The sequence below is a fragment of the Ensifer sp. Root127 genome, assembly GCF_001425225.1.
Lineage (GTDB): Bacteria > Pseudomonadota > Alphaproteobacteria > Rhizobiales > Rhizobiaceae > Ensifer > Ensifer canadensis.
Genome location: NZ_LMDX01000025.1, coordinates 1 through 23,410 on the forward strand (window position 1 = coordinate 1; position 23,410 = coordinate 23,410).

The following is a 23,410-nucleotide window of genomic DNA, read 5'->3' on the forward strand; positions in this document are numbered from 1 at the left end:
CCAATCAGCATCCGCCAATCAAGGAAACCTTAAAACGAAGGACATCGTCGCCAGCAGCGCCGCCGCCCTCGTTCAGTGATCGGGCTTATAGACCCCACACATCGAACACGTCAACAGGCAATTTCAAAATAAATGACAGTTTTCTGACAAAGCCCGGAAATGCGGGCTTTTCACTCCGAAAAAACTTTCGGACGCCTCCGAACGGCCTGTGGAGACACATTTTGGCCCTTACTTCTTCACAATCCACCGATCTAAGCGAAATTATCGGTGCGTCACGCGGGGGCGCCTGGGGAACGCGGATGCACATATTATAGGGTGTGCACCCCCTCACCTGTCCTCCCCTCATGGATTTGACTCCCGTGTGCGAAAGATGCACATCTTCGCGCAACGTATCGCCTGCAAGAATACGGCAAGACAAATCAGGGGCCCCCAGCTCGGAATGATCACCGACAAGAAAATGGTCCGGTCGCTCGGCGACCAACCGCCGATCCTTGCGGACGGCCGGCGCGCACCGGACAGACGCGAGATTTCGTTGCGCTGGCTTTCCGGCACCTTCCTGACCGGCATCACCTCCAGCCTTCTTATGGGCGTCGCGCTTTTTGCAGCGCTTGACGGTCGCCAGCAGCTGGCAATCCCGGCCGAAGCCTACGCAGCACTCGACGCATCGAACGGCGGCAACGCCCCAGTCAATGCCAAGCGCGGCAGCCGCATCCTTTCGCCCAACATCGTTGCCAAGCCGGCTGACAAGACCGTCATGGAAGTCTCGACGATGATCCATGACGGCGAGAAGGAAGTGGTGCGCAAACAGCCCTTCGTTCACGTCAAGATGGCGCTTGCCGCCAACCACCAGGTTTCCGACAGCTATCCGGACTTCGATCCGCTGGCGATCTTCTCCACCGACGACGCCGATGCCGAACCGCAGGTCGCGCGTACCGGCACGCTCTACGGCTCCAACGTCGATTCCGAAGTGGCGCTGAAAACGGTCGATTTTCCGATCAAAGGCTCCAGCCTGACCTTCGACAACTCGATGTCTCTCGACGAGGTCGAGGAGAATGTTCGCACCAACGGTTCGGTCCTGACCGAGGGCAGCACCCAGGTCGCTTCGCTCTTCTATGTTGACCCGCAGCGTTTCGCCTCCGATAGCGACGGTCTCGATCTTCTCCAGGGCCTGACCGCACGCATCGTCGAGCAAAACAAGAGCGATGCGGCTTACGAGAGCATCAACGAACAAAGCACTGAGTATGCCGACGACATCATTCCGGTGCGCCGCAAGACCGACATCGCGACCGCCATGGTCAATGCCGGCTACGCCAAGGCGCAGGCCGAAGATGCTGCCGGCTATATCGGCGAAGCGCTCGGCGCCAAGGAACTCAACGACGGCGACGTCCTGCGCATCGGCATCATCCAGAAGGGCGAAGAAGCCCGCATCGTCCGCGCCACCATCTATTCGCGCAACCGCCATGTGCTGACGATGGCCGTCGACGACAACGGCCGCTTCGTTCCCGGCGCCGAACCGCCCAAGCTCGACGCGGTCGCGACCGCCTTCGACGACAACGGCACGCCGACGATCACCAGCACCCACGATTTGCCGCGCGTCTATGACGGTATCTATCGCGCCGCGCTCTCCTACGGCATGAACGCCGACATGGTCGGGCTCGTCGTCAAGCTGCTCGCCAGCAATGTCGACTTCCAGGCGCAGCTGAAGCCGACGGATTCGCTCGAAGCCTTCTTCTCGGTCACCGACGATCGCGGCTTGGCGACGGCGGATTCCGAACTGCTTTACGTCAAGGCGAAGTTCGGCGATGCCGAGACGACCTTCTACCGTTTCCAGGATCCGGACGACAATTCGATCGACTACTTCAACGGCGAAGGCAAGAGCATCCGCCAGTTCCTGCTGCGCAACCCCGTGCCGAACGGCCACTTCCGCTCCGGCTTCGGCATGCGCCGCCACCCGATCCTCGGCTTCTCGCGTATGCACACCGGCGTCGATTGGGCGGCCCCCCGCGGCACGCCGATCATCGCCGCCGGCAACGGCACGGTGGAGAAGGCTGGCTGGGATTCCGGCGGATACGGCAACCAAACGCTGATCCGCCACGCCAACGGTTACGTCTCCTCCTACAATCACCAGAGCGCGATCGCCAAGACCGTCAAGGCCGGGGCGAAAGTGGTTCAGGGCCAGGTGATCGGCTGGGTCGGCACGACAGGTCTTTCGACCGGTCCGCATCTGCACTACGAGCTGATCGTCAACGGCAACAAGGTCGATCCGCTGCGCATCCGCCTGCCGGGCGGCAAATCACTGGGTGGTGACGCGCTTGCGAAGTTCGAGAAGGAACGCGACCGCATCGACGAGTTGCTGAACAAGGACGGCAACGGCAGCGAAGTGGCCAGCAAGTAGCCAGTGAGATCCCCCCTTCGTCGACGGCTAACGCTTCGAGAGGCGGTCACCGCGATCCCCACAGCAACAGAATTCCTAGGCATGAACGAAAAAGGCCGCCCCGAAGGGCGGCCTTTTCAAGTTTCTGCGGTTTAGGCGGCTTCTCTTTCCGAGCCGGCGCCACGCTTGAAGTTCAGGCGGTCGGAGCCGGCAAGAACCTTGATAGTGGATCCATCCGGGAACTCGCCCTGAAGGATCTTCTCGGCCAGCGGATCCTGAAGATACCTCTGGATCGTCCGCTTCAGGGGCCGAGCGCCATAGGCGGGATCGTAGCCCTTTTCGGCCAGGAACGTCCGGGCGTCATCTTCCAGTTCCAGCGTGATCTTGCGCTCGGCAAGCAGCTTGAGCAGCCGTGCGAGCTGGATATCGACGATCGCGCCCATTTCCGAGCGACGCAGCCTGTGGAACAGGATGATCTCGTCGACGCGGTTCAGGAACTCCGGCCGGAAGGCCGACTTGACGACGTCCATCACCTGGTCGCGAACGACATCGCTGTCCTCGTCTTCGCCAAGGCCGGTCAGATATTCCGCACCCAGGTTCGAGGTCATGATGATCATCGTGTTGCGGAAGTCGACGGTGCGACCCTGACCATCGGTCAGGCGGCCGTCGTCGAGCACCTGCAGCAGCACGTTGAAGACATCCGGATGCGCCTTCTCAATTTCGTCGAACAGCACGACCTGATAGGGCCGGCGGCGGACGGATTCGGTCAGCGCTCCGCCTTCCTCGTAACCGACATAGCCGGGAGGTGCGCCGATCAGCCGGGCAACGGAGTGCTTCTCCATGTATTCCGACATGTCGACACGCAGCAGCGCGCTCTCGTCGTCGAACAGAAAGCGGGCGAGCGCCTTGGTCAGCTCGGTCTTGCCCACCCCGGTCGGGCCGAGGAAGATGAACGAGCCGATCGGCCGGTTCGGATCCTGCAGGCCGGCACGGGCACGGCGAACGGCACGCGATACCGCCTGGACGGCATCGCCCTGGCCGACGACCCATTTCGCCAGTTCGTCTTCCATCCGCAGCAGCTTGTCGCGTTCGCCTTCCAGCATCTTGTCAACCGGGATACCGGTCCAACGCGAAACCACATGGGCGATGTTGTCGGGGGTGACGACCTCCTGCACCATCGGATTGGCGTTGGCGTTCTCCTGGCTTTCGGCGTCGGAAAGCTCTTTCTCGAGCTTGGGGATGACGCCATAGGTCAGCTCTCCGGCGCGCTGGAACTCACCCTTGCGCTGGACGATCGCCAGTTCGTTACGGGCTTCATCGAGCTGCTTCTTAAGGTCGGCGGCGCGGCCAAGCTTCTGCTTTTCCGCCTGCCAACGGGCCGTCAGCGCCGATGCCTGCTCTTCGAGCGAGACCAGATCGAGCTCGAGCTTTTCCAGCCGGTCCTTCGACGAGGTGTCGGTTTCCTTCTTCAGCGCTTCGCGCTCGATCTTCAGCTGCATGATGCGGCGATCGAGTTCGTCGAGCTCTTCAGGCTTGGAATCCACCTGCATGCGCAGACGCGAGGCCGCCTCGTCCATCAGGTCGATCGCCTTGTCCGGCAGAAACCGGTCGGTGATGTAGCGGTTGGACAGCGTAGCGGCGGCAACCAGCGCGGAATCGGAAATCCGCACCTTGTGGTGCTGCTCGTATTTTTCCTTCAGGCCACGCAGGATCGAGATCGTGTCCTCGACTGTCGGCTCCTCGACCATCACTGGCTGGAAGCGGCGGGCAAGGGCTGCGTCCTTCTCGACGTGCTTGCGGTATTCGTCGAGCGTGGTCGCGCCGACGCAATGCAGCTCGCCGCGCGCAAGCGCAGGCTTCAGCAAGTTGGAGGCATCCATCGCCCCTTCCGCCTTGCCGGCACCGACCAGCGTGTGCATTTCGTCGATGAACAGGATGATCTCGCCGTTTTCCGCCTGCACTTCGTTGAGCACGGCCTTCAGCCGCTCTTCGAACTCGCCGCGGAACTTCGCGCCTGCGATCAACGCGCCCATGTCGAGCGCCATCAGCCGCTTGTCCTTCAGGCTCTCCGGGACGTCGCCATTGACGATGCGCAGGGCGAGGCCCTCGGCAATCGCCGTCTTGCCGACGCCGGGCTCACCGATCAGGACCGGATTGTTCTTGGTCCGGCGCGACAGCACCTGAATCGTGCGACGGATTTCGTCGTCACGGCCGATCACCGGGTCGAGCTTGCCTTCGCGCGCATCGGCCGTCAGGTCACGGGCATATTTCTTCAGGCTGTCGAACCCCTGCTCGGCATTGGAACTGTCGGCGGTGCGGCCCTTGCGAATATCGTTGATGACTTGGTTGAGCTTGGTCGGCGTCACGCCGGCCTTCTTCAGGACGTCGGCCGTGGCAGCAGAGCTTTCGATCGCCAAGGCCACCAGCAGGCGTTCAACGGTGACGAAGCTGTCGCCGGCTTTCTTGGCCGCTTCTTCCGCACTCGAAAAGACGCGAGCGAGCGGCTGCGACAGATAGACGGAACCGTTGCCGCCGGAAACCTTCGGCAGTTTGGCGAGTGCAGCATCATTGCCGGCGCGCGCTTCGCGCGCGTCGCCGCCAGCCCGCTCGATCAGCGAAGCGGCCATGCCCTGGTCGTCGTCGAGCAGCACTTTCAGCACATGCTCGGGCGTGAACTGCTGATGTCCCTGCGCCAGCGCATAGGTCTGCGCCGATTGCAGGAAACCGCGCACGCGTTCGGAATATTTCTCGATATTCATACTTTACCTCCATAGCCCACCAGGCCCGTCACGCGGCACCCGCTGGTGTTTCAGGATCAGGTTCCCGCATTCGGCGAACCTGTCATCGGGCGTCGATCCACACCTTGCGCGGGATCAACACGTCCGAAGCGAATATGGGGCAGCGAATTTCGAAATTAAAGGGCTGATTGCATGTCGCAATTAGGAAATCTTGCGAAGGACGAAAACGGCCACGCGTCTTTACGATGCGCGGCCGTCGGCTTTTGGATGCAGGGCATTGCCGTGCCGCGTCGGGCGAACGCGCTGCGGCTGCGGCCCTGAGATCAGCGATCGGCAAACGACGTGCCGAACTCCTTCATGCGGGAGACGTAGTAAGCGGGCTCGATCAAAACTTCCGGCAGGTAGAGACCGGCCTTTGGCGCTTCGCCCCCGGACAGACCGAGCATGCGCTCGACCGCAAGCGCGACGCCGAGCGCTGTCAGCGGGGCCTGGCCCTGCGGATGCACGATCTCATGCCGGCGCGAGACCCACTCTCCGTCTTTCGACTGCCCCTCGATCTCGAGCGTGATCTCCGTCGAAAATGGCTCGCCGCGCCGCCGACTGGCAGAGACGCTGTAGGCAAGATCCAGCCGGATCTCCCTGGCGCCGGTACGTGTGGCCAGCGCCATGACGTCGAAGGGCGAATAGGCGGCAGCATCAAGCTCGACACCATCGACACTTTTGTAGCGCGCGCTTGCTTCCTGCCCGCTCGCCCAATGCAGCTTGCCGTCCTTGACCGTCAGCGATGCCGGCGCGTTGCCGGTGATGCGGTTGTAATCGGCAAGTGCCGCTGGCCCGCCCATGTCCTCCTCATCGAGCAGGACGCCGATACGGATCGCGTCAACGGTCTCGTAGGACGAAAGCGCTTCGAGCACCGGGAAGATCGCAGCCCCGGCAAGCCAATGGCTGGCGAGCAGGATCGGCGCCTTGTCCGGTGCATGGATATACTGGGCAACCTCGGGCCCGATCTCGAACGTTCCGCTGGAGAGGCTGATATACGGTATTCCCCTGCCCTGCGCATATCGCATTGAGGTCAGCCTTTCGTCCTTGACGAAGATCACCACGGCGCTGAAGGCGTCCTTGTCGTCAAGACCGAGATCGGCGCGGTCGAGATCAACACGCACACCGGTCGCTCCACCGACCTCGCTCGCGACGGCCTGCGCCCGGGAAAGATCACGACCGCCGATTGCCAGCGGCAGATCGGGATGCAGCCTGCGGATCGCCTTCGCCGCCTGCGACCCGACGACGCCCGAGCCGCCGATGATCAGCACGGGTGAGAACTTGCTCGACATGTTCATATCTCCTAGACGGAAAGAAGGTGGCATTTTGCCAACCTACGATTAGTAAGTTACCATCGGTAGATAAGTAGCAAACGCGCCCCGTCAAGGGATTGGGATATTTTATCGCCTAGAGCGCCGCGCGTCTTATTAGACGCGCAAAGGTCGCTGTAGCACTTTGAATGGCTGCATGCTTTGATCCTTAAATCGAATAGGATTTAAGGAAACATGCGGCAGTGTGGACGACCCGAGGAGAGCAGCCGATGGAGAAAACGGCGATCAGGAAACTAGCCAAGCCCGAACGGCGTGCCCAGCTCATCGAAACCTCCAAGGAAATTTTGCGGGAATGCGGCGCGGACGCCCTCACCCTCGGCCACCTGGCCGAGCGCGCCGGCGTCAGCAAGCCGATCGCCTATGAGCACTTCGGAACCCGCGAGGGGCTGCTGATCGCGCTTTCGCGCGAGATCGAGGAGCGCCATACCGATAAGCTGAAGAAAGCGCTGCTGGACGCCCCGGCCGATCTTGCATCCGTCGCCGGCATCATCAGCGCCGTCTACATCGGATGTGCCGTCGAAAGCGGTTCGGAATGGCAGGCGATGTCAGGCGCCCTGCGTGGCAATGCCGAGATGGACCGCGTGCAGCAGGAACTCGCCGATGACTATGTCGCGCTCATCGGCGCAGCCATCGCACCTTTCTCCACCCTCACCGAAGATGATCTGCGCCTGCGTTGCGCGGGCATTGCCGGTGCTGCGGAGGCGATTGCCCGGGAGTTCGTCCGGGGGCGAACGACCGAGGACGATGCGGCCACCAATCTCGCAGCCTTGATTGTCAAAGCTGTCGGCTGATGGACAACGCCAGAAGCCGGCGATCAATGGAGCGTGCGGCACGGGACGATCGCCAGCCCTAGCGATTATGGTGCGCTTCAGCGTCCGCAGTCTTCCGAGCAAAATTCCGGCAACAAAAAACCCGGCCGCAGAGCGGACCGGGCTTTTGATGTTCGCTTCTGCCGCGCCGCATACGCCGCCCAACTGCATGTTTCCTTAAATCCTATTCGATTTAACGATCAAAACATGCAGCCATTCAAAGTGCTACAGCGACCTTTGCGCATCCAATAAGACGCGCGGCGCTGTAGGAAGACTTACTCGGACTCAGCCAGTGCCGGCGCTTCCGGAGGCGCGTCGCCTGACGCTTCGCCTTCATCGGCTGCAGTGCGGCGCGGACGGCGCGGGCGCGGCGCGCTGCGGCGACGCGAGGCCGCACGGCCGGAAGCCGCTGGCGTTTCTTCTTCCATAGCCACTTCGGCCGGCGTGCCTTCGATGACGGGCTGCGGGCCCGAACCGTCGATCACCGGCTGCTGCTCGATAACGACAGGAGCGGGAGCGGCTACAACGTGGACCGGCGCTTCGTCGGCGTAGCCCTGATCCAGATCGTCCTGATCCTGATCCTGATCCTGGTCGTTGGCGTCCTGCCCGCGGAAATCCTGGCGTTCTTCGCGCTGGAAGCGATCCTGCATCTGCGCCTGTGCGGCTGCAATGATGCGGTTGTAATGCTCGGCATGCTGAAGGTAGTTTTCAGCGATGACACGGTCGCCGGAGCTCTGCGCATCACGAGCAAGTGCCGAGTATTTCTCGGCGATATGCTGCGCGGTACCGCGAATCTTCACGTCCGGACCAGAACTATCATAGGTCCGCGTCAGGGGATTTGATCCCTTGCGGTTATGATTGTTGTTATTTCCACTGTTGTTATTGTTGTTGTTATTGTTGTTATTCCGCCCGCGGCCGCGCTTGTTTTGCTGTCCTGGCCTCATAGTACATTCACCCGAATTCTCTTGATAATGATGATCATGTGGTTTCGTCTTCCGGCCGGATCTGTCCGCGCCCGACAGAGCGTGCGCCGGTGAGCCCGCACATTGGCGGCTTCGGCGCCGACTGGCGTCAAATTAACAGGTACCTGCACAAGGCACTGTTGAACCCTAGCAACTCTTTCTTGAGAGCAATCCCCGTGGCCAGGTCATACCGGAACGAATCTTAGGTCCATGACCATCTGCCCAGTGCGCGGGCAAACTAGCCCGCTTCCTCTGGGATTCCAAGCCCTTTCTTTGCGTCAGCAAGAAAGAAGATGCGCCAGTGCAGCATTTTTTCAACGGTCGAAGCTACGCTCAAAGATCAGAACCCGGTCGTTGCCGCCCAAATCCTTGGCTTCTTCGCGCAAACGGAAGTTCTCGGCACTAAACAATGCCGCAACCGCCTCTTTCTGATCGAAACCGATTTCCAAGCCTATCACGCCGTTTGTCTCAAGATGATGACCGGCCTGAAGGGCGATGGCACGATAGGCATCAAGGCCGTCGTCTCCGCCATCGAGCGCTGCGGCAGGATCGTGCAATCGCACCTCCGGCTCAAGCTCTGCGACGACATTGGACGGTATATAAGGCGGATTTGAGACGATGGCGTCGAAGCGACCCTCCACCTTGTCGAACCAGTTGCTGCGCACAGCCTCGAAACGACCCGAAAGGCCAAGCGCCTCGGCATTTGCGCTCGCCGTCGCCAACGCGTCCTCAGATATATCGGTAGCCGTTCCGCGCGCTTCAAGAACCGTGGCAAGCAACGCCAGGCAGATCGCCCCGGTGCCCGTGCCGAGATCGACGAGCCGGCAGCTGCCCTTCGTTGCAACGGTGCGGCGCAGATACGGGATCATGCGATCGACGAGCGTTTCCGTATCCGGCCTCGGCTCCAGCGTTTCACGCGACAGCTTGAGCGGCAGGCCAAAGAACTCCCGCTCGCCGAGAATGCGGTAGACGGGTTCGCGCGCGCTCCGCCGCTCGACGGCAGCCCTCACCCTGGCAACGTCGGCCTCCGTGACCAGGTCCCTGCCGCGCGTCACGACATCGGTCAACGAAAGCCCGAGCACGCCCGAAACCAGATGACGCGCGTCGAGCGCAGCGTGTTCGATGCCGGCGGCCGTCAGGCGATCCCGGCTTTCCACCACGAGGCGCGCGAGCGTGGCCGTCATCGCCATCAGCCCCGCTGCTCGCCCAGAAGAGCCAACTGGCTCGCCTGGTAATCGGCCAGCAGCGCATCGACCACTTCGTCGATTTCGCCCATCATCATCCGGTCGAGCTTATAGAGCGTCAGGTTGATGCGGTGATCCGTAATGCGCCCCTGCGGAAAATTGTAGGTGCGAATGCGCTCAGAGCGGTCGCCGGAGCCGACCTGGCTCTTGCGATCGGCCGAACGCTCGCTGTCGGCGCGCTGGCGTTCCATGTCATAGAGCCGCGAACGCAGCACCTGCATCGCCTTGGCGCGGTTCTGGTGCTGCGACTTTTCCGAACTTGTGACGACGAGGCCGGTCGGAAGGTGGGTGATGCGCACGGCGGAGTCCGTCGTGTTGACGTGCTGTCCGCCAGCACCTGACGAGCGCATGGTGTCGATGCGGATGTCCTCGGGCCGAACCTCGATGTCGATTTCCTCGGCTTCCGGCAGTACGGCGACGGTTGCCGCCGAGGTGTGGATGCGTCCGCTCGCCTCGGTATCCGGCACGCGCTGAACGCGGTGCACACCCGACTCGAACTTCAGCCGCGCAAACACGCCGCGGCCGGAGACGGTGGCGATGATTTCCTTGAATCCGCCGGCTTCACCCTCGCTCGCCGAAAGCACTTCGACCCGCCAGCCCTTGGCCGCAGCGTAACGCTCGTACATCCGGAAAAGATCGCCGGCAAACAGCGCTGCCTCCGAACCGCCGGTTCCGGCGCGGATTTCGAGGATAGCGCTCTTTTCGTCGGCTGCATCCTTCGGCAAGAGCAGGATCTGGATTTCCTGCTCCAGCTGCTCGATTGCCTCGACGACCTCAGGCTTTTCCATCTCGGCCAGGTCGCGCATGTCCTTGTCAGTCGTCCTGTCGGCCAACATGGCATTGATATCGGCAAGCTCGGCCGTCGCCTTCTCATAGGCGCGGATCTTGGTCACCACCGGCTGCAGTTCGGAATATTCCGACGCCAGCTTCACATAGACGTCGGCCGCTGGCCCCGCCGACATGCGGGCCTCGATCTCGCCGAACCGCCGTTCCAGTTCGCGCATTTTCTCAATGGGAAGCTTTGCCAAGTGTCACTCCAAATGCGCTACGCCTCGCCCGGATCATAGCCCGGACGAGGACAAAAGCGCTTCAAATCTATCTAAACCGGGATGCCGTTTGCCGCGGCGAAGTCGATGAGGATCTGGCGAACAGGCGTCGGGTCGCGGGTGTCGTCGAGCGCCGCGTTCAGTACCTCGCCGAGCTTGTCGGCATCGAGGGCCAGGAGCATCGCCTTGATCGGACCGACCGCCGTCGGCGACATCGACACCGAGCGGTAGCCGAGACCGAGCAGCGCCATGGCGGACAGTGGCTTGCTCGCCATCTCACCGCACAGCGTCACCGGCGTCTGATGTCGCTCGCCGCCGCGCACGATATCGCGCAGGATCCTGAGGAAGGGCCGGCCAAGCACGTCGAAGCGATCGGAAACGCGGGCGTTGCCGCGATCGACTGCCATGGCGAACTGGAACAGATCGTTCGAGCCGACCGAGACGAAGTCCACCTCGCTCATCAGTTCGTCCAGCTGCCACAGCAGCGCCGGCACTTCCAGCATGGCGCCGAACTGCAGCTTGCGCGGCAGCTGTTCGCCGAGCTTCGACTGACGCTCGATTTCCTTTTGCAAAAGCTCGCGCGCTTCCTTCAGCTCCGAGACCTCGGTCACCATCGGCAGCATCAATTTCAGCTCGAGACCGGCAGCCGCACGCAGCATGGCGCGCAGCTGAGTGCGCAGCAGGCCGGGCCGATCCAGCGAAAGGCGGATCGCCCGCCATCCGAGTGCCGGATTTTCCTCTTCCGCCGCGCGGAAATAGGGAACCACCTTGTCGCCGCCAATATCGAGCGTGCGGAAAGTCACCGGCTTGCCGCCGGTCTGCTTCAGAACGCTGCGGTAGAAGGCTTCCTGCTCTTCCGCCTTCGGCATCGTCGAGGCGATCATGAACTGCAGTTCGGTGCGGAAAAGGCCGATGCCCTCGGCACCCGCTTCGTTCAGATGCGGCAGGTCGACCAAAAGGCCAGCGTTCATCTGCAAGGTGATGCGCTTGCCGTCCTTGGTCAGCGGTTCGACATCCTTGAGCGCGCGGAACTGAGCCTGCCGGCGGGCGCGGAACCGTACCTTTTCCTCGTAGGCGCGCTGCAGGTCGGCCAACGGCCGCAGATGCACCTTGGCATCGTCGCCATCGATGATGACGGCATCGCGGTTTTCCGCAAGCGCGACAGCACCCGCCGCCTGTCCGACGACCGGAATGCCCATGGCGCGGGCGACGATGACCACGTGGCTGGTGACGGCCCCTTCCTCAAGGACCAGGCCGCGGACGTTTTCGCGCGGATAGTCGAGAAGTTCGGCGGCACCCATGGCCCGGGCAACGATCACCGCATCGGTCGGGAAGTCGCTCGCCGAAAGCTTGGCGCCATAGCCCGAAAGCTGGCGCAGCAGCCGGTTGGCGAGATCGTCGAAATCATGCATGCGCTCGCGCAAATAGGGATCGGTCAGCCGGATCATCCGCGCCTTGGTCTCGCTCTGCACCCGTTCGACGGCAGCTTCCGCCGTCAGGCCGTTGCGGATCGCCTCTTCCAGCTTCCGCACCCAGCCGCGGTCATGGGCAAACATGCGATAGGTCTCAAGCACCGCTCGGTGCTCGCCCTCCATCGACACTTCGCGACGCGATAGCATGTCGTCGATCGAGATACGCAATGACCCCAGAGCCTCGGCAAGCCGCTGCAATTCCTGGTCAGTATCCTCGTTCAGAAGATTGGTGACGACGATCCTCGGCTCGTGCAGCACGACATAACCGAGGCCGATGCCTTCGCCATAGCTGTTGCCGTCGATCGAGACCGGCCGGGACAGATCGAGTTCGAGGCCGGGCTTGGTGATTTTCTTCAACTCGCCGGTCGCCACCATCTCGGCGAGAACCATGGCGGTGGTTTCCAGCGCCTCGACCTCGTCTTCGCGGTAGTTGCGCATCGCCTTGTTCTGCACGACGAGAACGCCGAGCGCCCGACCCGTGCGCAGGATCGGCACGCCGAGGAACGAGTGATAGATCTCTTCGCCGGTTTCCGGCAGGTAGGTAAAGGCCGGATGCGCCTGGGCGTCGGACAGGTTGAGCGGACGTGCGGACGCGGCAATCGTGCCGACGAGGCCCTGCCCCATCTTCAACTGCGCCAGGTGGACGGCGGTCTTGTTCAGACCTTCGGTCGCGTAGAGTTCGAGCACGCCGTCGGAACGCAGCACATAGACCGAACACACTTCCGCGACCATGTTCTGTGCGATCTGGCGCACGATCCGGTCAAGGCGCTCCTGTGGCTCGAGCGGTTCCGCCATCAGTTCGCGCAACCGCTTGAGGAGAACGCGCGGACCTGCGGAAAGGTCTCTCATCGCGTGGGGTCCCCCGAAAAAGAGTAGACGACGGCGGCGGACGAATTCGCAGCCGAAACGGCCGCGAATCCCAAATCAGTCACCTGTGGGTTAACTCTTATCGAGACCGTAGGCGGAATGCAAAGTGCGAACTGCCAATTCGGCATAGGGTCCGTCGATCAGGATCGAGATCTTGATTTCGGAGGTCGTGATCGCCTTGATGTTGATGCCCTTGTCGGCGAGCGCACGGAATGCCGATGCGGCAACGCCGGCGTGGCTGCGCATGCCGATGCCGATGACAGAGACCTTGACCAGGCCAGCTTCCGACTGGATCACGTCGTAGCCGATCTTTTCCTTGTTGTCGCCGAGCACCCTCAGCGCCTTGTCGACATCGCCGGACGGAACGGTGAAGGTCATGTCGGTCTTCGAACCATCTTCCGAGATGTTCTGGACGATCATGTCGACATTGATATGGGCTTCGGCCAATGGCCCGAAGATCGCGGCGGAAACGCCCGGCCGGTCGGCAAGACGGCGCAGCGAAATCTGGGCTTCATCCTTGGCATAGGCAATGCCGGTTACGACTTCCTGTTCCACGATTTCTTCCTCATCACAAATCAGCGTGCCGGGCGGATTGAGAAGGTCACCCATGCCCGGCGCATCGGGATCCTCGAAAGACGAGCGCACGAAGGTACGGACCTTGTGCACCATGGCGAGCTCGACGGAGCGCACCTGCAGCACCTTGGCGCCGAGCGATGCCATTTCCAGCATTTCCTCGAACGCGATCTTTTTCAGACGCCGCGCCTTCGGCTCGATGCGCGGGTCGGTGGTGTAGACGCCATCGACGTCGGTATAGATATCGCAACGGTCGGCCTTGACGGCGGCGGCAATCGCAACGGCCGACGTGTCGGAGCCGCCGCGACCGAGTGTCGCCAGGCGGTTGTCCGGGCCAAGGCCCTGGAAACCGGCGACCACGGCCACCTGCCCCTCACCCATGCGGCGGATGATGTCGGCGCCCTCGATGTCGAGGATGCGGGCGGCGCCATGGGCGTTGTCGGTGCGGATCGGGATCTGCCAGCCCTGCCAGGAGCGCGCATTGATGCCCATCGACTGCAGCGCGATCGCCAACAGGCCCGAGGTCACCTGCTCGCCGGACGCTACGATGGCGTCATATTCGCGCGCGTCGTAGAACGGCGCATTGCTGCCGGCGACCTTGGGCATGTTCTGTACCCAGCCGACCAGTTCGTTGGTCTTGCCGGACATGGCGGAAACGACGACCGCGACCTCGTGGCCGGCGTCGACTTCACGTTTCACATGGCGGGCAACGTTGTGAATGCGGTCCAAATCAGCGACGGAAGTTCCGCCGAATTTCATCACGATGCGTGCCATTTCGCCTCTACCGGTACCGATGTTTGCGCGCGAGCGCGCGTGACAGGAAAGCGCTCCCGTCGGCGCCCGACGATCAAAAAGCTTGGGAGACTTCTCGGACATCGGCCAATCACCGCTTCGGGGAGCGGAAAGTCGCGGCGTCTCTTAGCGGATCGGGGGGCGAGGCGCAATGGCAAGAAGGTAGGAATAAGGCCTCCGTTCCAGCGAGCTGACCGCACGCCTGGCAACAATATTGCTGAACGACGTCGCCTGGCGCAACGAAGGCCCCACCAAAAGCGTTGCAGCTTTGCATCTAGGGCGGACAGCCGTGTTGGATCGCACTCCGCCGCCGTCACCCCGTTGAAAACTGCTCGCGTCGATGGTAAACACTCCGCGCAACTCGATTGTGAAAGGAGGGCTGCGTTGTGATGACTTTTTTCCGGCACCACCGCCAGCGTGGCCCCGTCAACGCCCTGCAGATGCGTTTGCAGGGCTGACCGGTACAATCGCTTCGCGTCCTCGCGAATCTTACTCCTGGTCTGCCCCAGTGTGGTGCGGCTGAAAACCGTTTCGGTTTGAACGCCCGCGCCGTTTTCCATACCGAGCCGAAGCGGCCCGAACACTGCACGATCGTGCATCGGGTCCGACACTCCGCCCAACCCGGCAGATGTATTGCCGCCCGCGGATGTTTGCCGTCGCTCGCGCAGTCCAGAGAACGAACGAACATGGCCTTGATCAATATCCGCAACCTCGCCGTCACCCTCAGCACGTCGCTGTTTTCCAATCTCAACCTTTCGATCGCGGCCGGCGATCGCCTCGGCATCGTCGCCGCCAACGGGCGCGGCAAGTCCACTCTGCTCCGATCGATCGGCGGCAGCTTCGAGCCGACGGCTGGCGAGATCACCCGCTCACGCGGCCTGACCATCGGCCATGTCGAGCAGAACGTGCCGGCGCAGCTGCTGCCGTTGTCGTTCCATGCGGCGGTTCTTTCGGCATTGTCGAGCGAGCAGGCGGACAGCGAAAGCTGGCGCGTCGATATCGTGCTCGATTCGCTCGAGGTGCCCGAAGCCCTTCGTGAGCGCGCCGTCGCGGACTTGAGCGGCGGCTGGCAGCGGCTGGCCCTCCTTGCCCGCGTCTGGGTCACGGATCCCGACGCGCTGCTCCTCGACGAGCCGACCAACCATCTCGACCTTGCCAAGATCGCCCGGCTCGAATCCTGGTTGAACGCGCTTCCGCGCGACGTGCCGGTGCTGATCGCCAGCCACGACCGCGCCTTTCTCGACGCTACCACCAACCGCACGCTGTTTCTGCGTCCAGACCAATCGCCCGTCTTTACACTCCCCTATTCGCAGGCGCGTGCGGCCGTCGATGAATTCGACGCCTCGGAAGAGCGGCGCTACCAGCGCGACATGAAGGTGGCGCAGCAATTGCGTCGCCAGGCGGCCAAGCTCAACAACATCGGCATCAACTCCGGTAGCGACCTGCTGACGATAAAGACCAAACAGCTGCGTCAGCGCGCCGACCGGCTGGAGGATGCGGCCAAGCCCGCCCACCAGGAGCGTTCGGCCGGTGTAATCCGGCTCGCCAATCGCGGCACCCACGCAAAAATCCTGGTGACGCTCGATGATATCCAGGTGGAAACGCCCGATGGCACTCCGCTGTTTCGCACGGGAAAACGCTGGATCTGCCAGGGCGACCGTATTGTCCTGCTCGGCGAAAACGGCGCCGGCAAGACAAGGCTGGTCAACCTCATCCGCACTGCGATCGAGGAGCCGGAGCGCGGACCCGAAACGCTGAAAGCCACGCCTTCCCTGGTGCTCGGCTACAGCGATCAGGCGCTCGCGGGTCTTTCGGACAAGGAAACGCCGCTTGTCGCCCTCTCCCGCCGGTTCTCGCTCGGCGATCAGAAGGTGCGTTCGCTGCTGGCGGGCGCCGGTGTCGGCATCGACATGCAGGACAAACCGGTCGGCCGGCTCTCCGGCGGCCAGAAGGCGCGTCTGGCGATGCTGCTGCTCCGCCTGCGCGAGCCCAACTTCTACCTGCTCGACGAGCCGACGAACCATCTCGATATCGAGGGCCAGGAAGCGCTGGAAGACGAGTTGATGAAAAACGAGGTCAGCTGCCTGCTGGTGTCCCACGACCGCAGCTTCGTGCGCAACATCGGCAATCGTTTCTGGTTGATCGAGAAGCGGCGGCTCGTCGAAGTGGAAGATCCCGAGGCGTTCTTCGCCGCGGCCGCACAAGGCGATGTGGCCTGATCGACAGGCGACGCGCGACTGCTGTGGCGCGTCGCCGTTTGACGGGCGTGCTTACCCCCTTAATCTCCGTGTCGAACCGGAGGAGCCACCCATGAAAATCAGCGCACGCAACCGCTTCAAGGGCAAGATCGTCGATGTCGTCAAAGGGGCGACGACCGCGCATGTGCGCATCGATCTCGGCGGCGGAGCCATCTGACGGCATCGATCACCAACGAAGCCGTCGACGAACTCGGCCTCAAGGTCGGCGGCGACGCCTACGGGGTCATCAAGGCTTCCGACGTGATGGTTGCGATCGACTGAGCAATCACGCCTTCTTGCAGTAATGGGTCGTGCCGGCATCGCCGGTTTCAAAATCACCAGGCTGCGGCGGTGCAATCGGCTTGAACAGCGTGCGATCGGGCTTCAGGTCGATGAGCGAGGCAATCGAGGCCGCGCACCAGAAGCACATTGTCTTCGACCGCCTCGAGCGCCACGATCGATGTGCCGATCGGGTTCGGCCGCACTGGCGAGCGCAAGGCGAAGGTGCCATGCGTCTCGCCATTGTTGGCGGGGCTCTGCAACACGAGGTCGCGGCGCGATCGATCGAGCCAATAGAGGATCTCCAGTCGCTCGAACCGCTCGATGCCCTTCAGCGCCTCGACCCAGGGCGAAAAGATCTCGATCCGGCAGATCGGCCCGTCATGGCGCCCCTGTCGCGGGCAGCCGAGCCTTGACGCCCAGGGCGTCGAAATGCGCCCGATGAAGGTCAGCCCTGCATCGGTTGCCTCCGGCGGCGTGATCGAGACTTCGTTTTCCCGGATTTCGTTTTCGCGAACCATCTCGTATTCCTTCCTCAGGCGTTGTTTCGTGGTGCGCAGAGGCGGGCGTCGCTGCCCGCAAGCGTGCCGATCACCACATCGATGTCGTAGAGCTGCTTGAGCGCGGTCACGGTCAGCACCGCATCGGGTGTTCCAAGCGCGACGATCCGCGATTGGAACACCAACGCCACGCGGTCAGCCACCCGAAACGCGTGGTCGGGATTGTGGGTAGACAGAACGATCGAAACGCCTTCGCCGGCAAGCTCCCGCACCCGATCGAGCACCCGCATCTGATGACCGTAGTCGAGGCTTGCCGTCGGTTCGTCCATCACCAGGATCGAAGGCTCCTGCGCGAGCGCGCGCGCGATCAGGGCGATCAGGCGCTCACCGCCGCTGATCTCGGTATAGGCACGGTTCGCCAGATGGTCGATGCCGAGCCGCTCCAGCGTGGCGGCGGCCACCTCGCGGTCATGGCGGCCGGGCGTTGCAAACAGGCCCACATGCGGCGCACGGCCCATCAGCACCAGTTCCTCGACCGTGAATGGGAAGAGCGCGGCATGCGCCTGCGGCACATAAGCGATGCGCGAGGCACGGTCGCGGCCGGACCAGGAGCCGATCGGCTGGCCATCCAGCCGGATCGTGCCTGCCCTCAGCGGAACGAGCCCGAGCAACGTCTTGAACAGCGTCGTCTTGCCGGCGCCATTCGGCCCGAACAGCACGAGTACCTCGTTTTCATCAAGCGTGAAGCTGATGTCCTGGCCGACAAGGCGGCTGCCGTAGCCAAAGGCGATCTGGTCGACCTCGAGCCTCATTGCCAGCCCTTTCGCCCTGATGCGAGCAGCCAGAGAAAGAACGGCGCGCCGACGGTCGCCGTCAGGATGCCGAGCGGTACCTCGATCATCGCAATGCTGCGCGCCAGCATATCGGCGACGAGCAGATAGGCGGCGCCGAGCGCCATCGACACCGGCAGCAACCGGACGAAATCCGGTCCGACGAGGAGGCGCGCCACATGCGGGATGACAAGCCCAATCCAGCCGATGATGCCGGTGACCGAGACGGAAGCCGAGGTGATCAGCGTTGCCGCCAGCACCAGCACGACGCGCAGCCGGCCGGTGTCGATGCCGAGCGCACGCGCTTCTTCCTCGCCAAGCGTCATGACGTTCATGCGCCAGCGCAGGAGAAAGAGCGGGATGATGCCGACGACAAGCGCGGGAAGAATGGAGACGACGTCGCCTGATGTCACCGAGGCTAGGCTGCCGAGCAGCCAATAGGTGATCGCCGGCAACTGATCATAGGGATCGGCAAGGATCTTGATCAGCGAGATGCCGGCACCCACGTGCGCACCGACCGCGATGCCTGCCAGAACGAGAACGAGCACCGGATCCCGGTTGCGGATCACTGTTGCAACCGCATAGACAGACAGCACGGCGATCAGCCCGCCGACAAAACTCATCAGCTGGATGACGCCGACCGGCAACGACAGGAAGATGCCGACAACGGCGCCGAAGCTGGCGCCGGCGGAAACCCCGAGAATATCGGGCGAAACCAGCGGGTTGCGGAACAGGCCTTGGTAGGTGGCGCCGGCTGCCGCAAGCGCCGCGCCGACGGCAAGACCGGCCAGCACACGCGGCAAGCGGATGTTCCAGAAGACCGTGGCCACCGTCTCATCACTGGGGGTACCGCCGACCATTGCCCAGATTTGACCGATCAGATCGGACAGGCCCGCGTCGAATTTGCCGACAGTCATCGACAGGGCGGAAAGCGACAGGAGGCCTGCGATCGCAACCAGCGACCGTGCACCGACCCACCCTCGCCTCAGAACGATCTGCTTTGTCATTGCGTTTCCGGCAGGGCACCTTTGACAAGCCTCGTGAGCTGCGCGTCATCAAGATCCACTTGGTAGAAGAGTTTGTAGAATTCCCGCGTCTCGGCTTTCAGGTCACCCTCGTAGAAGCCGCCATAAAGCAGTGCCTCAAGCCAGCGGACCCCGATCAGGCGGTTGATGCCGGGCGGCGAATCGAACCAGCCGAATGGCATCGACGGCGCGATGAACACCTGTCCCTTCTCGACCGCCTGCACCCTGCTCCACGCCGGATCTGTCGCGACCGCTGAGGCGAACTTCGGGCTCGCGGCGATGATCATCTCCGGGTTCCAGGCGAGCAGCTGCTCCGGCGAAACCTGAGTGAGACTGCTCTTGCCGGCAACGGCCGCGACATTGACTGCACCTGCGGCTTCGAGGATCTCAAGATTGATCGAGCCTGCCAGGCCCGTCTCCAGACCATCGGGGCCACGTCCGTAATAGACCCTGGGCCGCTCGTCGGCCGGTACTGCCGCTATCGTCTCGCCGAGTTCCTTCAGCGTTTCGTCGGCATAGTCGGCAAGTTTGCCGGCACGCTCTTCGGCTCCGAGCATCGCGCCGAGGCTGCGCAAGGTCTCGGCACTTTTGCCGAACGAACCGTCGATCAGCACATAGGGAATGCCGGTCTGGCTCTGCACCTTGTCGGCAAGCGAGGCATAGGTCGCGTCCACCGTGCCGACATCGATGATGACGTCAGGCTTGGCCGCAAGCACCGCCTCGATATTCGCCGTCCCGCCCTTGCCGGTCAGGCGGCCATAGGTCGGTAAACCGCGTACGGCCTCCATTAGGTAGGGCTTTTCGTCTTCCTTCGGCTCGCGCACCCAGCCGGCCAGCTTCTCCGGCGCGATGGCATAGACCAGCACCGAGGCCGGCGGACCGGCCGCCAGCACCTTGCCAATATGGTCGGGAAGCTCGACCGTGCGACCGGCCGCATCCGTGAAGGGTTTCGCCTGAACCGCAAGCGGCATCAGGGTAAGAAGGGCGCCGAAGGCACCGGCGATAGATCTGATCATGGTGAAGCCTCGGGATGGAGGTGCGGACGATGGTTCGGCGCGACTATGGCACAGCGTTATATCCGTTGGAATATCTCGATTGATAACCCGTCTCCAGCGCTAAGGTCTTTGCATTGCTTGAGAACCTTGACTAGGCGGCCCGATCGGGCGATATCGGACCCATGTGCGAACATGACGTCCATATCGTTGCGCGTTCGGCCGGCATCCCAATAGGCGGGATGCAGGGTGATAAAGCACGCTAACGAAAGAGCGTTCGCGCACCTGCAGCCTCGCCGGAAACGGACGGGGTTCTTCTTTTGACGGGTGCGCCGTCCATCGGCATTTTTGATGGAGAATGAAATGGCACAGAACATCTACGACAAACCGGAATTTTTCGAAGGCTACAGCCAGCTCGGACGATCGGTCCATGGCCTCGACGGCGCCGCCGAATGGCCGGCAATCCGCGCCGCCTTGCCGGATTTGCAGGGCAAGCGCGTGGTCGATCTCGGCTGCGGCTTCGGCTGGTTCTCGCGTTTCGCGCGCGAGCAGGGTGCGGCCCGCGTGCTCGGGCTCGACCTGTCGGAAAACATGATCGCCCGCGCCCGGCGCGACACGCCCGATCCGGCGATCGAATACGGCATCGCCGATCTCGATCATCTTGCGCTCGAAACCGGCACCTTTGACGTCGCCTACAGCTCGCTCGCGTTTCACTATGTCGAGAATTTCGACCGCCTGGTCCAGGCAATCTACGATGCGCTGGTGCCGGGCGCGCACCTGGTGTTCACCATCGAGCACCCGATCTACATGGCCTCGCTGAACCCTGGCTGGCAGGTCGGGGAAAACGGGCAGAAGCGCTGGCCGGTCGATCACTATTCCATCGAGGGCCAGCGCACGACGGATTGGCTGGCCAAGGGCGTGGTCAAGTACCACCGCACGATCGGCACCACGCTCAACGCCTTGATGCGCGGCGGTTTCGCCATCCGTCACGTCGAGGAGTGGCGCCCGACGCCGGCGCAGATCGACGCCAATCCGGATCTCGCCGAAGAGATGGAACGGCCGATGATTTTGATCGTCGACGCCCAGCGGTAGGGCAGACAGAAGCCCGGGCCGGAACCGCACCCGGGCTTTGCCCATGCCGTCCAGTACTTTCATCCGAGGCGACCGTTTTCGGATTGACCCGGTCGTGCGATCACGCAAACGACGTCGCTGCGGTCGACCCGATGGGTCCTGACGTTTGCCACGCTCCATCGGCTATCGGCAAGGCGGGCTTCGATCCGGCTGGAAATGTCTTCGGCACTGCCCGACGGCTCGTCGTCAAAGATCAGCAACCGCCCGTCCGGCTTGAGAACCTGCGCAAGTACCGCCAGTTCGCGCGATGGATCGCCCCTTGCAAAGACACAGACACGGATGGCGAAAGCAGCATCGAAACGCGCGTCGCCAAAATCCGCTCGCGCCAGCTCAATAGCCTCAAAGTCTGCCCTGCCGACCGCGACATAGCTGGCGTTTCGTTGTTTCGCCGCCGCGATCATCTTCGCAGAGCGATCGATCGCAACGATCCGCCCATCGGCCAGTTTCTCGCAAACGCCCGTAACTGCGACACCGTGACCGCAGCCGATCTCAAGCAGCCAGTCCGATGGTTGCGGTGCGATCATTTCTACTGCCCAACCGATTCTGCCTTCCGCGTGCATGTCCCCTCCTCACGCAAGCCCGCCGTCGAGTGCGGGACGATACCATGATCGGCTTGATGGTCGTCCGGGACTTTCCGATATCAAAATACAACCACTTGCAATATAAAATCAGTTTTGCGATGATCCGCTCATCAACGAACCGTGCCGCAAATAGCGGCAAGGGAGAATGGGAGGAACGACTATGCGCAAGGTCATCATGTGGGACATGGTCAGTGTCGACGGCTTCTTCGAAGCACCAGGCCATGACATCAGCTGGTTCGTCTTCGAGGACGAACTCGCAGCCTATATCGGCGAGACCCAGCTTGAGGCCGATACGCTGCTCTTCGGCCGGGTGACCTATGAGATGATGGCGTCTTACTGGCCCGAAGCCGAAGGCGATATCGCCACCTTCATGAACGGCGTCGAGAAATACGTCTTCTCCCGCTCCCTCAAAAGCACCGACTGGCACAACACCACGCTCGTTACCGGCGACGCGGTCGCCGAAGTCGAACACCTGAAGGCGCTTGGGGGTGGTACCATCTTCATTTTCGGCAGCGCCGATTTTGCCGCAGGCCTGGTGGAAAAGGGCCTTGTCGACGAATACCGGCTTGGCATCAATCCGGTACTGCTCGGCGGCGGCGTGCCTCTGTTCAAATCGTTGCCGACGCGCACCACCCTCAAGCTCACCCACACGCGACCGCTCAAGTCCGGCGTCGTCATCCTGCATTACCAGCCGCAGCCGGATGTCTGATCGGGGCGCTCGCCCCGCGGCCGCTCCCGATGCGCTGTTGCGGCCAGGGTCCGCCTCTTGACATCCCTGCCCGATCGTCCGACTTCATCAGGCAGAATGAAGGAGACGGCAGCATGAGCGAGACAGCGCGCACGACGATCGACCAGAGCGAAGTAGACCGCTTTTCGGCCATGGCCGCCGAGTGGTGGGATCCGACGGGAAAGTTCCGGCCGCTGCACAAGTTCAATCCGGTGCGCCTTGCCTATATCCGCGACAGGGTTGCCGAGCATTTCGGCCGCGATCCGAAGAGCCCGCAGCCGCTGAAGGGCCTGCGCCTGCTCGATATCGGTTGCGGTGGCGGGCTGCTGTCGGAGCCGATGGCCCGCATGGGCGCTGACGTCGTCGGCGCGGACGCTTCGGAAAAGAATATCGGCATTGCCAAGACCCATGCGGCCGGCAGCGGCGTTAACGTCGATTATCGGGCCGTGACGGCCGAAGCCCTCACGGAAGCGGGCGAAAGCTTCGACATCGTTCTCAACATGGAAGTGGTCGAGCACGTCGCCGATGTCGATTTCTTCATGACCACCTGCGCCCATATGGTTCGCCCCGGCGGCCTGATGTTCGTCGCCACCATCAACCGCACGATGAAGGCGGCGGCATTGGCCATCTTCGCCGCCGAAAACGTTCTGCGCTGGCTGCCGCGCGGCACGCATCAATATGAAAAGCTCGTGCGCCCCGAGGAATTGGAAAAACCGCTGGTGGCAAGCGGCCTGGAACTGACCGAACGCACCGGCGTATTCTTCAATCCGCTGTCCAACCAGTGGAACCTGTCGAAGGACATGGACGTCAATTACATGATTGTCGCCAAGCGCCCGCTCTAACGCAGCCGGCCCTTCGCAT

At 62.5% G+C, this 23,410-nt stretch carries 17 protein-coding genes and 2 pseudogenes; 7 read left to right on the forward strand and 12 right to left on the reverse strand.

Translation table 11 applies throughout. The features are described from left to right. The first annotated feature begins 439 nt into the window (after positions 1-439). Positions 440-2,395 carry a M23 family metallopeptidase gene (locus tag ASD03_RS25945; RefSeq protein ID WP_025428210.1) on the forward strand — a complete coding sequence of 652 codons (1,956 nt, stop codon included), beginning with the start codon at positions 440-442 and terminating at the stop codon, positions 2,393-2,395. Positions 2,396-2,526: 131 nt separating this feature from the next. Here the strand turns inward: ASD03_RS25945 and clpB are convergent, their stop codons facing one another. Together clpB and ASD03_RS25955 are read right to left on the reverse strand one after the other, a co-directional pair. Then, positions 2,527-5,133, reverse strand: coding sequence for an ATP-dependent chaperone ClpB (gene clpB / locus ASD03_RS25950; RefSeq protein WP_025428211.1), 2,607 nt, complete (start codon positions 5,131-5,133; stop codon positions 2,527-2,529). Between the two features lie 302 nt (positions 5,134-5,435). After that, positions 5,436-6,443 carry a saccharopine dehydrogenase gene (locus ASD03_RS25955; RefSeq protein ID WP_025428212.1) on the reverse strand — a complete coding sequence of 336 codons (1,008 nt, stop codon included), beginning with the start codon at positions 6,441-6,443 and terminating at the stop codon, positions 5,436-5,438. A gap of 248 nt (positions 6,444-6,691) precedes the next feature. Here ASD03_RS25955 and ASD03_RS25960 point away from each other — a divergent pair, with 248 nt between their 5' ends. After that, positions 6,692-7,273 carry a TetR/AcrR family transcriptional regulator gene (locus tag ASD03_RS25960; protein WP_057210220.1) on the forward strand — a complete coding sequence of 194 codons (582 nt, stop codon included), beginning with the start codon at positions 6,692-6,694 and terminating at the stop codon, positions 7,271-7,273. 293 nt (positions 7,274-7,566) lie between these two features. Here ASD03_RS25960 and ASD03_RS25965 read toward each other — a convergent pair whose 3' ends face one another. The 5 genes from ASD03_RS25965 to ASD03_RS25985 all read right to left on the reverse strand — a co-directional run bounded on the left by ASD03_RS25965 (position 7,567) and on the right by ASD03_RS25985 (position 14,229). Next, positions 7,567-8,235 carry a DUF4167 domain-containing protein gene (locus ASD03_RS25965; protein WP_025424536.1) on the reverse strand — a complete coding sequence of 223 codons (669 nt, stop codon included), beginning with the start codon at positions 8,233-8,235 and terminating at the stop codon, positions 7,567-7,569. Positions 8,236-8,567: 332 nt separating this feature from the next. Then, positions 8,568-9,437: a peptide chain release factor N(5)-glutamine methyltransferase gene (gene prmC / locus ASD03_RS25970; RefSeq protein WP_025424537.1), complete on the reverse strand. Its 870-nt coding sequence runs from the start codon at positions 9,435-9,437 to the stop codon at positions 8,568-8,570. 5 nt (positions 9,438-9,442) lie between these two features. Next, on the reverse strand, positions 9,443-10,525 hold the full coding sequence (prfA, locus tag ASD03_RS25975; protein ID WP_025424538.1) for a peptide chain release factor 1: 1,083 nt from the start codon (positions 10,523-10,525) through the stop codon (positions 9,443-9,445). Between the two features lie 71 nt (positions 10,526-10,596). Continuing rightward, a complete protein-coding gene (gene ptsP, locus ASD03_RS25980; protein WP_025424539.1) occupies positions 10,597-12,864 on the reverse strand; it encodes a phosphoenolpyruvate--protein phosphotransferase in 2,268 nt (755 codons plus the stop codon). Between the two features lie 90 nt (positions 12,865-12,954). Then, positions 12,955-14,229 (reverse strand): aspartate kinase, encoded by a 1,275-nt coding sequence (locus ASD03_RS25985; RefSeq protein ID WP_025424540.1) that lies wholly within the window; start codon positions 14,227-14,229, stop codon positions 12,955-12,957. 704 nt (positions 14,230-14,933) lie between these two features. On the opposite strand from ASD03_RS25985, the gene ASD03_RS25990 reads away from it, so the two are divergent. Both ASD03_RS25990 and ASD03_RS25995 read left to right on the forward strand, forming a co-directional pair. Then, entirely contained in the window at positions 14,934-16,466 is a 1,533-nt protein-coding gene (locus tag ASD03_RS25990) for an ABC-F family ATP-binding cassette domain-containing protein (protein WP_025424541.1), read from the forward strand. Between the two features lie 91 nt (positions 16,467-16,557). Beyond that, positions 16,558-16,766 (forward strand): annotated as a pseudogene (locus ASD03_RS25995) (molybdopterin-binding protein). Between the two features lie 4 nt (positions 16,767-16,770). On the opposite strand, the pseudogene ASD03_RS26000 reads toward ASD03_RS25995, so the two are convergent. From ASD03_RS26000 to ASD03_RS26015, 4 genes and pseudogenes are all read right to left on the reverse strand, one after another. Beyond that, a pseudogene (locus tag ASD03_RS26000) lies at positions 16,771-17,284 on the reverse strand (SAM-dependent methyltransferase). 14 nt (positions 17,285-17,298) lie between these two features. Then, complete coding sequence (locus ASD03_RS26005) at positions 17,299-18,075, reverse strand: ABC transporter ATP-binding protein (RefSeq protein WP_057217344.1); 777 nt, start codon at positions 18,073-18,075, stop codon at positions 17,299-17,301. Further along, positions 18,072-19,100: an iron ABC transporter permease gene (locus tag ASD03_RS26010; protein WP_025424544.1), complete on the reverse strand. Its 1,029-nt coding sequence runs from the start codon at positions 19,098-19,100 to the stop codon at positions 18,072-18,074. The genes ASD03_RS26005 and ASD03_RS26010 overlap by 4 nt, the downstream gene beginning before the upstream one ends. After that, positions 19,097-20,134: an iron ABC transporter substrate-binding protein gene (locus tag ASD03_RS26015; protein WP_025424545.1), complete on the reverse strand. Its 1,038-nt coding sequence runs from the start codon at positions 20,132-20,134 to the stop codon at positions 19,097-19,099. Before ASD03_RS26015 ends, ASD03_RS26010 begins: the two co-directional genes overlap by 4 nt. A 339-nt stretch (positions 20,135-20,473) precedes the next feature. On the opposite strand from ASD03_RS26015, the gene ASD03_RS26020 reads away from it, so the two are divergent. Further along, positions 20,474-21,202, forward strand: coding sequence for a class I SAM-dependent methyltransferase (locus ASD03_RS26020; protein WP_025424546.1), 729 nt, complete (start codon positions 20,474-20,476; stop codon positions 21,200-21,202). Between the two features lie 59 nt (positions 21,203-21,261). Here the strand turns inward: ASD03_RS26020 and ASD03_RS26025 are convergent, their stop codons facing one another. Continuing rightward, on the reverse strand, positions 21,262-21,765 hold the full coding sequence (locus ASD03_RS26025; RefSeq protein ID WP_158268966.1) for a methyltransferase: 504 nt from the start codon (positions 21,763-21,765) through the stop codon (positions 21,262-21,264). Positions 21,766-21,982: 217 nt separating this feature from the next. Here ASD03_RS26025 and ASD03_RS26030 point away from each other — a divergent pair, with 217 nt between their 5' ends. Together ASD03_RS26030 and ubiG are read left to right on the forward strand one after the other, a co-directional pair. Continuing rightward, positions 21,983-22,531 carry a dihydrofolate reductase family protein gene (locus ASD03_RS26030; protein WP_025424548.1) on the forward strand — a complete coding sequence of 183 codons (549 nt, stop codon included), beginning with the start codon at positions 21,983-21,985 and terminating at the stop codon, positions 22,529-22,531. Between the two features lie 113 nt (positions 22,532-22,644). Next, the gene (gene ubiG / locus ASD03_RS26035) at positions 22,645-23,391 is read left to right on the forward strand and encodes a bifunctional 2-polyprenyl-6-hydroxyphenol methylase/3-demethylubiquinol 3-O-methyltransferase UbiG (protein WP_025424549.1); all 747 of its coding nucleotides are present in this window, start codon (positions 22,645-22,647) and stop codon (positions 23,389-23,391) included. Positions 23,392-23,410 lie beyond the last annotated feature (19 nt).